Raw genomic sequence first — 16,338 nt, forward strand, 5'->3', positions numbered from 1 at the left:
TTCCTTTCCTTAGCTCTTTTGCGACACGTTGGTCGCATGCAAACCGCATTCTTTGCTATCGCGCGATTCCCACCACCAGCGGCCGGCGCGCACATCTTCACCAGCGCGCACCGCGCGCGTGCAGGGCTCGCAGCCAATGCTGGGATAGCCCTTGTCGTGCAGCGCGTTGGTGGGCACGTTGTGCTGTTCGAGGTAGGCCCAGACTTCAGCCTCGGACCAGTCGAACAGCGGGTTGTACTTGGCGATGCCGCGAGCATCGTCGTCTTCGGCAAACGGCAGATCGGCACGGGTGACGGCCTGCTCGCGGCGCTGGCCGGTGAGCCATGCGTCGGCATCCTTCAGTGCTCGATTCAGCGGCACCACCTTGCGGATGTTGCAGCAGGCCTTGCGCAGTTCGATGCTGTCGTAGAACGCGTTCAGGCCGTTGTCACGCACGTAGGCTTCCACTGCGCGGGCGTCCGGCGTGTACTGCTCGATCGCATAACCGTAGTGCTCGCGGATGCGGTCGAGCATCGCCAGCGTTTCGGCGTGCAGGCGACCCGTCTGCAGCGTGAAGATCGGCAGATGCGCACGCACGGCTTCGGGGCTGCGCAGGATCGCGTCAGTCACGACCATATCTTCGGCGGCCAGGCTGGTGGCGAACTTCGCCACGCCGTGCTTGGCGGCAATCTCGGCCAGGCGCTCGAACAACGCGGCTTCCTTCGCAGCCAGGGCTTCGGCCGTGCCGGTGTAGACCGGACGCGTCCACAGCACCGGGCGCCCGATTGCGGACACCGGCACTTCAGACACGACGATGTCTTGCGTATCGCTCATGCTGCGCTCGCCTCAGACGCACGCTCGCGGCGGAACAGCGGACGCGGCTCATCGACAGCGCCCTGGTACCGCACGCTGATTTCGCCGAAGCCATTCAGGGCATCCTCGATGTTCTTGTCGGCGCGCACGGCGTAGGCGTCGAAACCGCAACGGCGCATGAAGTCCAGTTGGTCACGCAGCACGTCGCCGATGGCGCGCAGCTCACGCGTGAAGCCCAGGCGTTGGCGCAGCAGGAACGCCGTGCTGTAGCCACGGCCATCGCGGAAGACGGGGAAATCCACCGCCACCAGCGACAGGTTCGGCAGATCGGCCTCCAACGCAAACGGCTCGTCATCCGGGGCCAGCCACACGGCCAGCGTGCCGGCGCGGGCGCGCGTCAGCAGCGCGTCGCGATTGGCTTGCCAGAAGGCCAGCGGCACGATGGCGTGCGTGGCGGCATCCACATCGGCTTGCGTCAGCTCACCACCTTCGGGTGCACGCAGCACCGTCCAGTCGTCAGCCACGATCTGGGGGGCACCGTTTTGCAGCTTGATGATCTTGCTCATGTTCGTTTCCCTCGGCATTAGGCTTCTTCACGGGCGTAGACACGTTCCTTGAACGGGGCCATGCCGATGCGGTTGTAGGTGTCGATGAAGCGTTCGTCTTCCGTGCGGTTGGCGACGAAGGTATCGATGATGCGTTCGATCACGTCGGGCATCTCTTCTGCCTTGAACGACGGGCCGATGATCTTGCCGATCGCCGAGTCGTTGCCCTGCGCGCCGCCCAGCGACACCTGATACCACTCTTCTTCGTGCTTATCGACACCCAGGATGCCGATGTTGCCGACGTGGTGATGGCCGCACGAGTTGATGCAACCCGAGATGTTGAGCGACAGCTCGCCCAGGTCGTGCACGTAATCGAGGTCATCGAAACGCGCTTGAATCGCCTGTGCGATGGGGATCGACTTGGCGTTGGCCAGCGAGCAGAAATCGCCGCCCGGGCACGCGATGATGTCGGTCAGCAGGCCGATGTTGGCGGTGGCCATGCCGTGTTCCTTGGCCAGTTGCCACAGGTCGAACAGATCGTGCTTCTTCACGTCCGGCAGGATCAAGTTCTGCTCGTGCGCCACGCGCAGTTCGCCGTAGCCGAAGCGCTCGGACCAGTCAGCCACCAATGCCATCTGCTCGGCCGTCGCATCGCCCGGCGGCAGTGCCGCGCCCGGCTTCAGCGACAGCGTGACAGCGGCATAGCCCGGCACGCGGTGCGGATGCACGTTGCGGCTCACCCAGCGCGCGAACGCCTTGTTCTCCAGCAGGGCCTTCTCATAGCCAGCATCGGTGTCGGCCAGCTTTTCATACGCGGGCGGCGCAAAGAACTGCGCCACGCGGTCGAACTCGGCCTGCGTGATAGTCGACGGACCGTCCTTGATGTGCTGCCACTCTTCTTCCACCTGGCGGGCAAATTCTTCCGCGCCGATGGCCTTCACGAGAATCTTGATGCGCGCCTTGTACTTGTTGTCGCGGCGGCCGTAGCGGTTGTACACGCGCACGGCGGCTTCGATGTACGACAGCAGGTGCCGCCACGGCAGGTCTTCCTTGATGATCGCGCCCAGGATCGGGGTACGGCCCATGCCGCCGCCGGCCAGGATGCGCAGCAGCGTCTGACCGTCCTTCTCATACGCGTAGACGCCGATGTCGTGCAGTTGCGTCACAGCGCGATCTTCGCGCGAGGCCGACACGGCAATCTTGAACTTGCGCGGCAGGAAGGCGAATTCGGGGATGAACGTCGACCACTGGCGCAGGATTTCCGCCAGCGGGCGCGCATCGATCACCTCATCCGGCGCCACGCCCGCAAACTGGTCGGTCGTGATGTTGCGGATGCAGTTGCCCGACGTCTGAATGGCGTGCATTTCCACCGAGGCCAGCTTGCTTAGGATGTCCGGCACTTCTTCGAGCTTGATCCAGTTGTACTGGATGTTCTGGCGCGTGCTGAAGTGGCCGTAGCCGCGATCGTGCTCGGCGGCGATGTGGCTGAGCATGCGCATCTGGTTGGCGCGCAGGTGGCCGTAGGGAATCGCCACGCGCAGCATGTAGGCGTGGCGCTGGTAGTACAGACCATTCTGCAAACGCAGCGGCAGGAATTCTTCTTCCGTCAGTTCGCCCGAGATACGGCGGCGCACCTGGTCGCGGAACTGCTCAACGCGGTCGGCGACAAGGCGGTGATCGTAAGCGTCGTATTGGTACATGACTGTTCAGTCCAATCCGGTCTGTGCCGGCGTGCGATTCAATTTGGGGGAAACGGTTCTTTGTGTGGCTGTTGCCGTCGATTCAACGACAGCAGCAACAACCAAGCAGGGTCGGCATGGACCGGATCGGCATAGCGTCCCGCATCACGACACCAGCTTGATGGCCGTGATCGTCAGCGTGGCGGCAAGCGCGCCGCGCACCAGACGTTCCGGCAGATTCTTGGACAGGCGCGCACCCAGCCAGATACCCGGGATGGAGCCCACCAGCAGCGACAGCAGCAGGTTCCAGTCGATCGTGCCCAGGTACATATGGCCCAGGCCCGCAACAGCGGTCAGCGGCACGGCGTAGGCGATGTCGGTGCCGGCCACTTCGGCGCTTTTCAATTCGGGGTACAGGATCAGAATGAGCGTCGCGCCCACGGCACCCGCGCCGATGGACGACACGGTCACCAGCACGCCCAGCACCACGCCGACGAACACCGTGGCCGCGGCCAGTGCCGCGCCTTGCAGGCGATAGCGCGGGTTGCGGGCCAGCCAGCCCAGCACGCGCTGGCGGAACAACAGCGAAATCACCGTCAGAATGACCGACACGCCAATCGTCACGCGAATGATGTGCATCCACTCCGCATCGAGGGTGCCCACGCTCTTGAGCACCAGCACCGTCACCAGCGCGGCGGGCAGGCTGCCCAAGCAGAGCCGCTTGACGATGTCCCAGCGGACATGGCCGTGGCTGCGATGGGCAATCGTGCCGACGCCCTTGGTCAGCGACGCAAATGCCAAGTCAGTACCCACTGCGGTGGCCGGCGAGAAGCCGAACATCAGCGTCAGCAGCGGGGTCATCAGCGAACCGCCGCCCACGCCCGTCAAGCCGACCAACAGGCCGACCAGCAAACCGGAAACCGTATAGGCAAGCGTCATAGCGCAGGAGAAAAGGGGCAGTGAGGGCGTGTTATCACGGAGTTCGAGCATCGTAATGACGCCGCCTCATATCGCAAACCAATAAAAAATTGTTTGTTTATATGGGCTCGGTTATAAGTAACGATCTGATCGCTCGCTTTTCTTGCATCCGATCGCCAGCCATGAACCTTCACCAATTTCGCTTCGTTCGCGAGGCCGTGCGGCAGAAATTCAACCTGACCGAAGCGGCAAAAGCGCTCTATACATCACAACCCGGCGTCTCCAAAGCCATTATCGAGCTGGAGGAAGAGCTGGGTGTCGACATCTTCACACGGCACGGCAAGCGTATCCGGGGCCTCACGGAGCCTGGGCGGCGCATTCTGGCCTCGGTCGAGCGCGTGTTGGAAGAGGTGGAGACGCTGAAACGCGTCGGCAAGGACTACGCCGCGCAGGACCAGGGCAACTTCACCATCGCCACCACGCACACGCAGGCGCGCTACGCGTTGCCCAAGGCGATTGCCGAGTTCACCCGCAAGTACCCCAAGGTGCGCCTGTCTATTCAGCAGGGCACGCCCGCCCAGATTGCCGAGATGGTGCTGCATGACCAGGCCGACATCGCCATCGCCACCGAGGGCATGTCGCATGTGAAGGACCTGATCTCGATCCCGGGCTACCAGTGGCAGCACGTGGTGGTTACGCCTCCTGATCACCCGCTTCTCTCGCGCCAGCATCTGACGCTGGAAGACCTGAAGGGTTACCCGATCATCACGTACGACCAGCACTTTGCCGGTCGGCCCAAGATCGACCACGCCTTCGAGCTGCGCCAGATCAAGCCGGACATCGTGCTGGAAGCCATCGATGCCGACGTCATCAAGACCTACGTGGAGGTCGGTCTGGGCGTGGGCATCGTGGCCGGCGTGGCGTTTGACGCCGAGCGCGACCGCAACCTGCGCGCGATTCCGGCCGGGCACCTGTTCGGCACCAACGTCACGCATCTGGGCATCAAGCAGGGCGCGTACTTGCGTGGCTTCGTCTACACCTTCATCGAACTGTTTGCGCCCACGCTCACGCGCAAGCTGGTCGAGCAACTCATGTCCGGCGATCACGAAGCTTACGAGCTGTGATTCGCCTGTAACTTGCCGAACTTCCCGGAGCTTTCATGACGACCCGACGTCGCCTGCTGTGCGGCTTGGCGCTGTTTGCCAGCGCTGCCGCCCTCGCCCTGCCCGCCCACGCCGATATTCGGGTGGGCGTGGTGCTGTCGACCACCGGCCCCGCTGCCGCCATCGGCATCCCGAGCAAGAACACTGTGCAGATGTGGCCCGCCACGATTGGCGGCCAGCGCGCACAAATCACCATCCTGGACGATGCGTCCGACCCCTCGATGGCCGTGCGCAACGTGCGCAAGCTGATCGCCGAAGACAAGGTGGACGTGATCGTCGGCCCGACGATCGTGCCGACGGCGCTGGCCTCGCTCGATGCCGTGGCCGAAGGGCAAACGCCGATGATCACGCTGGCCGCGTCGGCATCCATCGTCGAGCCACAGGATGCCAAGCGCCGCTGGGCATTCAAGATGCCGCAAAACGATTCGCAGATGGCCACGCTGGTCACGCAGCACATGGCGGACAACGGCGTGCACACCGTCGGCTTTATCGGCTTTACGGATGCCTATGGCGAAAGCTGGTGGCGTGAATTCTCGAAGCTGGCCGAGGTGCGCAAGCTGAAGGTCGTCGCCAACGAGCGCTTTGCGCGCACGGACACCAGCGTGACGGGCCAGGCGCTCAAGCTGATGGCGGCCAAACCCGACGCCATCCTGATTGCCGGCGCCGGTACGCCCGCCGCCCTGCCCCAGCGCACGCTGGTCGAGCGCGGCTACAAGGGCCGCATTTATCAGACGCACGGCATCGCCAGCACCGAGTTCCTGAAGGTGGGCGGCAAGGATGTGGAAGGCACGCTCTTCCCGACCGGCCCGGTGGTGGTGGCGCGCGAGTTGCCGGCCAGCCATCCGGTGCGCAAGGTCGCCGTGGAATTTGCTGACCGCTACGAAGCCAAGTACGGCGCGAACACCGTCACGCAATTTGCCGGTGACGCCTGGGGCGCTTATCAACTGCTCGACAACGCCACGGCCCGTGCGCTGAAAACCGGTGCCAAGCCCGGCACCCCTGCCTTCCGTGCCGCCCTGCGCGATGCGCTCGAAACCACCCAGAACCTGACGGTGCCCAACGGCGTGCTGAACCTGAATGCCCAGGATCACCAGGGCTTCGACCAACGCTCGCGCGTGATGGGCATCATCAGGAACGGCCGCTTTGCTTACGCCGGCCCAAAGTAAAGAGACAACGAGACACCCGCCATGACACGCATTGCCTTCATCGGCCTCGGCAACATGGGCACGCCGATGGTCCAGCACCTGATCGCCGCCGGCCACACCGTGCGCGCTTACGTGCGTCGCCCCGAAGCCGCGGACAACGCACGCGCCATCGGCGCCGAGCCGGTCAACACGCCTGCAGAAGCCGCGCGCGACGCCGAGGTCATCTTTACCAACGTCACCTCCACGGCTGATGTGGAGGGCGTGCTATTGGGGCCGGATGGCGTGATCCACGGCGCCCCCCGTGGCGCGGTGTGTATCGACCACAGCACGATCTCCCCCGCAGCGACGCGCCGCATTGCGGTCGAGCTGGAAGCGGCTGGACTGGAATTCCTGGATGCGCCCGTCTCCGGCGGCACCATGGGCGCGCAGAAGGCCACGCTGTCGATCATGGTGGGCGGCAAGCCGGAAGTGCTGGAACGCGTACGCCCGCTGCTGCAACTGCTTGGCACCACCATCACGCACATCGGTGGCCACGGTTCGGGCCAGGTGGCGAAGGCGTGCAACCAGATCGTGCAGGTCATCAACATCCAGGGCATTGCCGAAGCCATGCTGTTTGCGCGCGCGCAGGGCACCGACCCGTCACGCGTGCTAGCGGCCATCGGGCCGGGCTTTGCGGGCAGCAAGATGCTCGATATGGAAGGCCCGAAGATGGCCGAGCGCAACTTTGCCGCCGGTATCGAAGCGCGCCTGCACGACAAGGATTTCGGCCTCGTGCGCGAGATTGCCCACGAGCTCGGCCTACAGATGCCGGCGATGGAGCTGGTGGCGTCTCAGCTCAACACGCTGGTCGCCAACGGCTGGGGGTATGACGACACGGCGTCGCTGCTGCGCGTGCTCGAGCTGCAGAACGAACGGAAGCCGGATTGACTGGATTGACCCATCGGCTGAGCCCGCCTTGTGAGGTCTGCCAGACTTCTGGCATAATTGCCGGCTCATCGCACCTGCCCGGGTGGTGAAATTGGTAGACGCAGGGGACTCAAAATCCCCCGCCGCAAGGCGTGCCGGTTCGATTCCGGCCCCGGGCACCAGATTCCAAGCCGCTTCTGTTCACGCAGAAGCGGCTTTTTCATTGGGCGCGCATTTGGATGTGCATCGGGCGCCCACCCACAACGCTCCTCCCTAGCCGTGGGATAATGACGTTTTGCCCGGGCGTGGCTCAAGAGGTTGTTCGCACCGGCGCGCGAGGGCCTGTATCCGCGTGGCCCGTTCAGTTTTGAACCTTCTTCAGCACCCCACCATGCCCACCTACCGTTCCAAAACCTCCACCGCCGGCCGCAACATGGCAGGTGCGCGCTCGCTGTGGCGCGCCACCGGCATGAAAGACGAAGACTTTCAGAAGCCGATCATTGCGGTCGTCAACTCGTTCACCCAGTTCGTGCCCGGCCACGTGCACCTGAAGGACCTCGGCCAGCTCGTCGCGCGTGAGATCGAAGCCGCCGGTGGCGTCGCCAAGGAATTCAACACGATTGCCGTGGATGACGGCATCGCCATGGGCCACGACGGCATGCTGTATTCGCTGCCCAGCCGCGACATCATTGCCGACTCGGTCGAATACATGGTCAACGCGCACTGCGCCGATGCCATGGTCTGCATCTCCAACTGCGACAAGATCACCCCGGGCATGCTGATGGCCGCCATGCGCCTGAACATCCCGGTGATCTTCGTGTCGGGCGGCCCGATGGAAGCCGGCAAGACCAAGCTTGCCAACCCCGTCACCAAGGCCATCGAGATCAAGAAGCTCGACCTGATCGACGCGATGGTGATTGCCGCCGACAGCAAGTATTCCGACGCGGAAGTGGCCGAAGTCGAGCGCTCGGCGTGCCCGACCTGCGGTTCGTGCTCGGGCATGTTCACGGCCAACTCGATGAACTGCCTGACCGAAGCGCTGGGCCTGTCGCTGCCGGGCAACGGCACCGTGGTCGCCACGCACGCAGACCGCGAACAGCTCTTCAAGCGCGCTGGCAGTCGCATCGTGGAACTGGCCCGCCAGTACTACGAGCAGGACGACGAAAGCGTGCTGCCGCGCTCGGTCGGCTTCAAGGCGTTCGAGAACGCCATGACGCTCGACATCGCCATGGGCGGCTCGACCAACACGATCCTGCACCTGCTGGCCATCGCACAGGAAGCCGAGATCGACTTCACGATGGCCGACATCGACCGCCTCTCGCGCGTCGTGCCGCAGCTGTGCAAGGTCGCGCCGAACACGAACAAGTACCACATCGAAGACGTGCACCGCGCGGGCGGCATCATGGCCATCCTGGGCGAGCTGGATCGCGCCGGCAAGCTGCACACCGACGTGCCGACCGTGCACACCCCCACGATGAAGGACGCGCTCGACCAGTGGGACATCGTCCGCACCTCGGACGAAGCTGTGCAGACGTTCTACCGTGCGGGCCCGGCTGGCATCCCCACGCAGGTGGCATTCAGCCAAAACACGCGCTGGCCGAGCCTGGACCTGGACCGCGCTGAAGGCTGCATCCGCTCGAACGACCATGCGTTCTCGCAGGAAGGCGGTCTGGCCGTGCTGCGGGGCAACATCGCGCTGGACGGCTGCGTGGTGAAAACCGCCGGCGTGGACGAGAGCATCCTCGTCTTCGAAGGCACGGCGCACGTGACCGAATCGCAAGACGAAGCGGTGGAGAACATCCTCGCCGACAAGGTCAAGGCTGGCGACGTGGTGGTCGTGCGCTACGAAGGCCCGAAGGGTGGCCCCGGCATGCAGGAGATGCTCTACCCGACGAGCTACATCAAGTCGAAGGGCCTGGGCAAAGCCTGTGCACTGCTGACGGACGGCCGTTTCTCGGGTGGTACGTCGGGCCTGTCGATCGGCCACTGCTCGCCGGAAGCGGCTGCGGGCGGCGCTATCGGTCTGGTGCGCAACGGCGACAAGATCCGCATCGACATCCCGAATCGCACGATCAACGTGCTGGTGTCGGATGAAGAACTGGCGCGTCGCCGCGAAGAGCAGAACGCCAAGGGCTGGAAGCCTGCGAAGGCACGTCCGCGCAAGGTGTCGGCGGCGCTCAAGGCGTATGCCAAGCTGGTCATGTCGGCCGACAAGGGCGCGGTGCGCGACCTGTCGCAGCTCGACGACTGACGAACCACGCCTGTTCGCGCCACAGCCGCTCTTCGGAGCGGCTTTTTTCTTTTTGGTCACGCACGGAAACCACCGCCACGCGATGCCGGTCTAGCATGCCGTTCTTCTCTCTGACCGCGGATTCTCCATGACAAGCATCGGCCCCTTCTCTGTCCACATGGTCATCGTGGCGCTGGCAGCGTTGATTGCGTGGCTCGTGGCGCGCGGGCTGCATCGCCATGCGCCGCGCACGGCAGCCGCCGGCCTGGTACTGGATGCGCTGCTGGTGGGCCTGGTGGCGGCGCGCATCGGCTACGTGGTCCGCTGGCTGCCGGAGTACGTCGCTACGCCCGCATCCATCGTGGCCATTGCCGATGGCGGATTCGACTGGTGGGCCGGACTGCCGGTGGCCCTCGCCTTTGTTCTTTGGAGGTCGCGCCGTGCACACGCGTTGAGGCGCCCCGCCTTGATCGGTATTGCGGCTGGCATGCTGGCATGGACGGGTGCGCAAGCCACATTGGCGGTGCTGAAGCGCGCCACGCCGTCACTCTCGGCACTGCAACTGGAGAGCATGGACGGCGCATCCGCATCGGTTGGCCACTACATCGGCAAACCCGTCGTTCTGAACCTGTGGGCGACCTGGTGCCCGCCCTGCCAACGCGAAATGCCCGTGCTCGCGCAGGCTCAGCGCGACTATCCCGGCGTTGTCTTCCTGATGGTCAACCAGGGCGAGCAGGCTTCCACGGTCACGCACTTTCTCCAGCAAAAAGGCCTGGCGTTCGACCACGTGCTGCTCGACCCATTGTCTGAATCGCTGCAAACCTTTGGCTCGCGCGGCCTCCCGACCACGCTCTTCTTTGATGCACAAGGCAAGCTGGTGGACTCCCACATGGGTGAACTCACCGCCGCGCGCCTCAAAGACGCGCTGCAACAACGCTTTCAGCGCTGACCAACGAAGCGCATTCACGGTCACCGGGCGCACGCGGCCAAATCGGACCGATCCCATAGGCGTGGCCCACCCTGCTTTGTAGACTCGCCCGCATGAAAACGCGGATCCGACAATCCCTGAGCAGATGGCGCCACGCCGCCGGCGACGCCGTAAGCCCCGCCAAGTTCCAGCGCACGCTGGACATCACCGTGCTCGCCCTGATCGTCGCCAGCGTGCTGGTCGTGATGGCCGACAGCGTGAAAGACCTGCACGATCGGTACGGCAACGCGCTGTACGTGGCCGAATGGGCGTTCACGCTGCTGTTCACGGCCGAATACCTGTTCCGACTGTTGACGGCGCCCAAGCCCGTCACCTATGCGCGCAGCTTCTTCGGCATTGTCGATCTGGTTTCCATCCTGCCGACGTACCTCGCGTTCTTCTTCCCCGGGCTGCATGCGTTGATCGACGTGCGCTCGCTGCGGCTGCTGCGGGTGTTCCGCTTGCTGGGGCTGTCGATCTATCTGGAAGAAGGCCAGATGCTGATCCGGGCGATCACGCGGGCGCGGCGCAAGATCTTCGTGTTCATTGGCGGGATGTTCGTGCTGGTGGTCATTCTGGGCACGGTCATCTACCTGGTGGAGGGCCCGGAAAACGGCATCACCAGCATTCCCGTGGGCGTGTACTGGGCGGCCGTGACGATGAGCACCACCGGCTACGGCGACCTGACACCGCAGACTGGGCTCGGCAGGCTGATCACCTCATGCGCGATCCTGCTGGGCTACGGCATCATCGCGTTCCCCACCGGCATCATGGGGGCGGAACTGGTGGCCAGCGCACTGGAGCGCCATCGGCAACAACAGCAACCCGCGCAACCAGAACAGTCCATCCCGGTGGACGCCGATGCCCCCCGGTGCCCCTACTGCGGCGCGCCCGCAGAATGTGCCGTGCCAGAGGCCGTTGCCGAGCAACACACAACCCACTCAAGCTAGCGCAAGGCTTTCGCAAGCGGCCCAATCAGGCTGACACCACGATTGCCCGGGCGACAGGCACGCCTGAATATGTCACGTTATGATATATTCCGCAAAAACCTGTCACAGCAAAATCGCATGTCGTCCGCCCCTCCACGTCTGCTGTCCAAGCAGGATTTCGAGACCCTGTCCGATTTCCGCTACCACCTGCGCCGCTTTCTGCGCGCATCTGAAAACCTGATCCAGTCCAAGGGGATCACGCCGCTGCAATATCAGTTGCTGCTGCACATCAAGGGGTTTGCCGGCCGCGAATGGGCCACCGTGGGTGAATTGGCCGAACGCCTGCAAGCCGCGCCACACGGCACGGCGGCGCTTGTCACGCGTTGCGAAGAAATCGACCTGGTCGAGCGCCGTCCCAGCGATGCCGACGCGCGGCAGGTGGAAGTCCACCTTACAAAAAAGGGCGATCGCCTCGTCGCCCTGCTGGCCGCGCTGCACCAGAGCGAGCTGGCGGCCTTCAGTCGCGCCTTCAAGATTCCCCATCTCGATCCGTAGCCCGCCATGCAAACCCTTGGACACCGGCGCGACTTTGCGACCGATACCACGCTGTTCCGCACCTGCGCGCTGGCTGTGGTGATTGCGGCATTTGCCACGCTGGCGGCCGTGGTGCTGCTCAACCTGATCCGCTTCTTCACGAATCTGCTCTTCTTCCAGACGCTGTCGCTGACCGACCGCTCTGCGTCCACCAACACGCTCGGGCTGTGGGTGATCGTGGTGCCCGTCATCGGTGGGTTGATCGTCGGGCTGATGGCGCGTTTCGGCTCGGAAAAGATTCGCGGCCACGGCATCCCCGAGGCCATCGAAGCCATCCTCTTCGGCAAGAGCAAGATGTCGCCCAAGGTGGCGGTGCTCAAGCCGCTGTCGTCGGGCATCGTGATCGGCAGCGGCGGACCCTTCGGCGCCGAAGGGCCGATCATCATGACGGGCGGTGCGATCGGCTCGCTGCTGGCGCAGTTCTTCAAGCTGACGGCGGCCGAGCGCAAGACGCTGCTGGTGGCCGGCGCCACGGCGGGCATGACCGCCGTGTTCGGCACGCCGGTGGCCGCGCTACTGCTGGCCGTGGAGCTGCTGCTGTTTGAATGGCGCCCGCGCAGCATGTTGCCCGTGGCGGTCGCGTGCGCGGTGGCGGGTTTCCTGCGCGTACTGGTGCTAGAGGCCGGCCCGATCTTCCCGCTGGAGACCGCACCGGCTGCCCTCCCCGCGCTCGGCTCCTGCGTGATCGCCGGCTTGCTCTGCGGCGCGCTGGCGCGCTCGCTGTCGATGGCGCTGTACAAAACGGAAGACCTGTTCGGCCGCCTGCCGATCCACTGGATGTGGTGGCCGGCCATCGGCGGATTGGCCGTCGGCATTGGCGGCTATTTCGAGCCGCGTGCACTGGGGGTCGGCTACGACGTCATCGGCGATCTCCTGCACAACCATCTGGCCATTCGCGTGGCGCTGGCGCTGCTGGTGGTCAAAGCCATCATCTGGGTCATCGCGCTGGGCTCGGGCACTTCGGGCGGCGTCTTGGCGCCGCTTTTGATGATGGGTGCGGGCCTGGGCGCGCTGATCGGCCCCGTGCTGCCGGGTGGGGATCCAGGCCTGTGGCCGCTGGTGTGCATGGCGGCCATGCTGGCCGGCGTGCTGGGCGCCCCGCTCACCGCCATCGTGTTCGCGTTCGGGCTCACGCATGATGTCAACGCCCTGCTTCCGATCCTGTTGGCCGTTGCGGTGTCCTATGGCTTTGTGGTGTTGACCATGCCGCGCTCGATCATGACCGAGAAGATCGCGCGGCGCGGTTTCCACATCTACCGCGAATACGCCGTCGATCCGCTGGAACGCCACGCCGTCGATGAAGTGATGACGCGTGCGGTGCAAACCATTGACGCCGCGGCGTCCGTGGCCGACGTCCTGGCCGAGCGATTCGGCCCAATGCAGGCCCATCGCGCTTTTCCTGTGGTGCGTGGCGGCGCGCTCATCGGCATGCTCGACCGCGATGCCTTGCTAGCCGGCCAAGCGCGCGGCGCGCTCACCACTGCGGAACTCTTTGGCACCAACGCCCCGGTGATGGCGCTCCCGGGCGAGACCTGCCGCATCGTCGCCACGCGCCTGGCGGTGCATGGGTTGGAACGGCTACCGGTGGTGGCCGATTCGCAATCGCGGCAACTGGTGGGCATTGTCTCGCGCAGCGACTTGGTCAAGCCGTCGCTGGCGTTCTTTGATGAGGAGCAGCGCCGCGAGCGCTTTCGTCGTGTGCCGTTATCCGGCGCGCGCACGCAGTTGGCACTACGTCGTCGGCGTGCGGGCCGAGTACGCTAGCTCACCCTGCGACATGCCGGTTGCGCCCGCTTTCCTTGGCCCGATACAGCGCCAGATCGGCGCGCTTGAGCATCTCTGAAGCCGTATCGCCCGGCCGGCAGGCGGTCATGCCCATGCTGACGGTCATCGTCAGCCCGGTAGGGAACGTCTCGTCGGATTCGGCCACAGCGGCCCGTAGGCGCTCCACCGCTTCGGCGGCGGCCTCCAGCGTGGTGCGGCCCATGACGATGGCGAACTCCTCCCCGCCCAGCCGGCCCACTAGGTCGCTGCTGCGTAGCACGCTTGTCGCCAGCGATGCGAAGCGCTGCAGCGCGAGGTCACCCACCGCGTGGCCCCACGTGTCGTTGATCCGCTTGAAGTGGTCCAGATCGGCCAGCACCAGCACAAGCGGCTCGTTGCGGTTGTGGGAGCGCATGAGCGCCGTGTCGAACAGCGCCAGAAAGCGACGCCGTGTCAGCACGCCAGTCAGATGATCGAAGTGCGCCTCGTTGGCGAGCGCGCTATTGGTACGCTGCAACCGCTGGTTCAGGTGGCGCTGCAGGCGGTGATGCTGCCGCTCGCGTGCCAAGGACCACACCCCCAACACAAAGGTCAGCAACACGCTCACGAACAACACAAACGCGATCGTACGGTTGCGATCATGCGTCGCCATGTGCTGGCCCCAGGCGGGCAGCGGCTCTACTACCATGACGGTGAGATCCGCACTGGCGCTGCGCGAGATCGTGAGCGAAGGCATCGCACTGCCCTCGCGCCACACCAGCGCATCGCGCACCTCGGCTGGCACCCATTCCGGCACGTTGCGCTGCGCTTGGGCTGTCGGCAGATACGGCCATGTATCGAAATCGACGCGCTGATACGCGTTGTAGCGATCGCTCGGACTCATGCTCTGCAGGCGCGCGCCCGGCCAGGCCTTGCCTACCAGAGACGCATCGGTCGATAGGATGATCAGCCCATTTTGATCCGTCACCAGCGATGTCGGATGTGACACCCAATGCTGCAGGCGTGTCAGGCTCACTTTGGTGGCCATGACGGCCACGAGATAGCCTCCGTCGTCATACACCGGTGCGGCAAAGAACAGGCCCGGCACCCCCGTCACTCGCCCAACGGTGAATTGCTCGCCCAGGCCGCCCAGCATGGCCTCCTTGATATAGGACTGCATGCTCGACTGCACGCCCAGGAACGAATCAGCACGGCCCGCGTTATTGGCCATTACCACATAGCCGCGCTGGTCGATCACCCACACGTAATCGAGCCCGAGGTTGCCCGCGGTCGTACTGAGGAATGCGCTGCTGTCGATCACCTCCTGGTGCGACATCGCCTCTTTGGCGCGCGAGCCCTGGTCCATCAGGCTCCAGCGTCGCGTGTCGACACGCGCCACGGCCCGCGGGACGGTGTCGATTTGCGCAAGCGTTTGCGGAACCGCCCGCAGCAGCGCCACATCGGCGGTGATCTGGCTGGACATGCCCTCGGCCACTTGCGCCGCCAGCTGGCGCCGCGTCTCGACCATCTGCCGTACATCGTGCGCCCCCATTACCCCCGCCACCGTATTGGCGGCAAACCAGCACAGTGCCACCCCGATCGCCGCGCCCGCCAGCACGAGGGCTAGCCGCACGGCGCGCGCACGCTTGGCGGGCGCGAGAGACGGTGTGTGCGATGCAGGCGCGTTCATCTCAAGGCTCGTAACGCAGAAAATCTGCCACGGTCGGATAGCGCAGCGCCACGCGCAGCTCGCGCGTCAACCGTGTGTTGCGCAGCCGACGGGATTCACTCATGAACGACAGCAGCGATGGCTCGATCTGCGCAACGGCTTCCGCCCGCGAAATACGCGGCGGACGCTGCAAGCCACGCGCATCGGCCACGGCATCGAAGTAATCGCCCATGCGCAGCTCCGACGCATCGCTGGCGTGCACGATGCGTTGCGACCGCCCACGGAACAGCGCGGCAATCAACGCGCGCGCCAGATCATCGGCGTGGATGTGGTTGGTGTAGACATCGTCTTCCGCGCGCAAAGCGGGCGTACCCCGCTCCAGCCGAGCAACAGGCAAGCGCTCGGCCGCATAGATGCCGGGGATACGCACAATCGACGTGCGCCAGCCGCCGCTCGCGCCAAACCAGCGCACGCGGCGTTCGGCGGCTACGCGGCGCTGGGCGCGTGCGGTAGTGGGGTTCACCGGGCGGGATTCGTCGACCCAGGCGCCGCCCGCATCGCCGTACACACCGCTGGTGCTGGCATACACAAACGCATGCGCTTGGAGGCGGGTTTTCAAGCGGCCCGTCAAGCGACCAGACCTGCCCGCCCGCTCGGGTAAAATGCGACGTTTTGTGGCTCGGGGCAGTTGAGCCGGACGCGCCAGCTTGTGCAGCAATGCGGCGGTACGCGGGTCATCGTTGCCGACCGTCGGCGGCGGTGCGAGATGCAGCACGCGCGGGCTTAAGCCTGCCAAGCGGCGCAGCGAAGCGGCATCGTCCAGATTGGCAACCACGGGCACGGCACCGGCTTCTCGCAACGCTGCACGCCCCGCCTCGCGCGAGGTGACGGCAAAGACGCGGAAACGCGTGCGCAGTATCGTCAGGCAGCGTTGCCCAACATCGCCGCAGCCGACGATCAGCACGCGCGGAAGCCCCAGGCTCCGCGTCGATTTGGCAGATTTGGATGGCGGGGCGACTGACAGATTCACCATCGGACGTGACGCAGCAACGCGACCA

14 protein-coding genes and 1 tRNA gene are annotated in these 16,338 nt (G+C 64.9%); 9 read left to right on the forward strand and 6 right to left on the reverse strand.

What is annotated here, in order from left to right:
- Nucleotides 1-9 precede the first annotated feature (9 nt).
- The 4 genes from ACN9M1_RS11600 to ACN9M1_RS11615 form a co-directional block, all read right to left on the reverse strand.
- Nucleotides 10-813: a phosphoadenylyl-sulfate reductase gene (locus ACN9M1_RS11600; protein WP_426394505.1), complete on the reverse strand. Its 804-nt coding sequence runs from the start codon at nt 811-813 to the stop codon at nt 10-12.
- Nucleotides 810-1,358 (reverse strand): DUF934 domain-containing protein, encoded by a 549-nt coding sequence (locus ACN9M1_RS11605; protein WP_426394506.1) that lies wholly within the window; start codon nt 1,356-1,358, stop codon nt 810-812. The genes ACN9M1_RS11600 and ACN9M1_RS11605 overlap by 4 nt, the downstream gene beginning before the upstream one ends.
- A 17-nt stretch (nt 1,359-1,375) precedes the next feature.
- Complete coding sequence (locus ACN9M1_RS11610; RefSeq protein ID WP_426394508.1) at nt 1,376-3,037, reverse strand: nitrite/sulfite reductase; 1,662 nt, start codon at nt 3,035-3,037, stop codon at nt 1,376-1,378.
- Between the two features lie 144 nt (nt 3,038-3,181).
- Nucleotides 3,182-3,955: a sulfite exporter TauE/SafE family protein gene (locus ACN9M1_RS11615; RefSeq protein ID WP_426394510.1), complete on the reverse strand. Its 774-nt coding sequence runs from the start codon at nt 3,953-3,955 to the stop codon at nt 3,182-3,184.
- A gap of 161 nt (nt 3,956-4,116) precedes the next feature.
- On the opposite strand from ACN9M1_RS11615, the gene ACN9M1_RS11620 reads away from it, so the two are divergent.
- The 9 genes from ACN9M1_RS11620 (at nt 4,117) to ACN9M1_RS11660 (ending at nt 13,632) form a co-directional block, all read left to right on the forward strand.
- Nucleotides 4,117-5,058, forward strand: a complete 942-nt coding sequence (locus tag ACN9M1_RS11620; protein WP_426394512.1) for a CysB family HTH-type transcriptional regulator — start codon at nt 4,117-4,119, stop codon at nt 5,056-5,058.
- Nucleotides 5,059-5,093: 35 nt separating this feature from the next.
- A complete protein-coding gene (locus ACN9M1_RS11625; protein WP_426394514.1) occupies nt 5,094-6,263 on the forward strand; it encodes an ABC transporter substrate-binding protein in 1,170 nt (389 codons plus the stop codon).
- Nucleotides 6,264-6,284: 21 nt separating this feature from the next.
- Nucleotides 6,285-7,169, forward strand: a complete 885-nt coding sequence (locus tag ACN9M1_RS11630; RefSeq protein WP_426394516.1) for an NAD(P)-dependent oxidoreductase — start codon at nt 6,285-6,287, stop codon at nt 7,167-7,169.
- Nucleotides 7,170-7,245: 76 nt separating this feature from the next.
- Nucleotides 7,246-7,330, forward strand: a tRNA-Leu gene (locus ACN9M1_RS11635).
- Between the two features lie 209 nt (nt 7,331-7,539).
- The gene (gene ilvD, locus ACN9M1_RS11640; protein ID WP_426394517.1) at nt 7,540-9,399 is read left to right on the forward strand and encodes a dihydroxy-acid dehydratase; all 1,860 of its coding nucleotides are present in this window, start codon (nt 7,540-7,542) and stop codon (nt 9,397-9,399) included.
- Nucleotides 9,400-9,526: 127 nt separating this feature from the next.
- A complete protein-coding gene (locus ACN9M1_RS11645) occupies nt 9,527-10,327 on the forward strand; it encodes a prolipoprotein diacylglyceryl transferase family protein (RefSeq protein ID WP_426394519.1) in 801 nt (266 codons plus the stop codon).
- A gap of 92 nt (nt 10,328-10,419) precedes the next feature.
- A complete protein-coding gene (locus tag ACN9M1_RS11650; protein WP_426394521.1) occupies nt 10,420-11,295 on the forward strand; it encodes an ion transporter in 876 nt (291 codons plus the stop codon).
- A gap of 117 nt (nt 11,296-11,412) precedes the next feature.
- Nucleotides 11,413-11,829: a MarR family winged helix-turn-helix transcriptional regulator gene (locus ACN9M1_RS11655; protein WP_426394523.1), complete on the forward strand. Its 417-nt coding sequence runs from the start codon at nt 11,413-11,415 to the stop codon at nt 11,827-11,829.
- A gap of 6 nt (nt 11,830-11,835) precedes the next feature.
- Nucleotides 11,836-13,632, forward strand: coding sequence for a chloride channel protein (locus ACN9M1_RS11660; RefSeq protein WP_426394525.1), 1,797 nt, complete (start codon nt 11,836-11,838; stop codon nt 13,630-13,632).
- 1 nt (nt 13,633) lies between these two features.
- Here the strand turns inward: ACN9M1_RS11660 and ACN9M1_RS11665 are convergent, their stop codons facing one another.
- Both ACN9M1_RS11665 and ACN9M1_RS11670 read right to left on the reverse strand, forming a co-directional pair.
- Nucleotides 13,634-15,301: a sensor domain-containing diguanylate cyclase gene (locus ACN9M1_RS11665; RefSeq protein ID WP_426394527.1), complete on the reverse strand. Its 1,668-nt coding sequence runs from the start codon at nt 15,299-15,301 to the stop codon at nt 13,634-13,636.
- A 1-nt stretch (nt 15,302) separates the two neighbouring features.
- Nucleotides 15,303-16,313: an NAD-dependent epimerase/dehydratase family protein gene (locus tag ACN9M1_RS11670; RefSeq protein WP_426394528.1), complete on the reverse strand. Its 1,011-nt coding sequence runs from the start codon at nt 16,311-16,313 to the stop codon at nt 15,303-15,305.
- Between the last annotated feature and the right edge of the window lie 25 nt (nt 16,314-16,338).

This window comes from Ralstonia sp. R-29 (genome assembly GCF_049913345.1).
Taxonomy (GTDB): domain Bacteria; phylum Pseudomonadota; class Gammaproteobacteria; order Burkholderiales; family Burkholderiaceae; genus Ralstonia.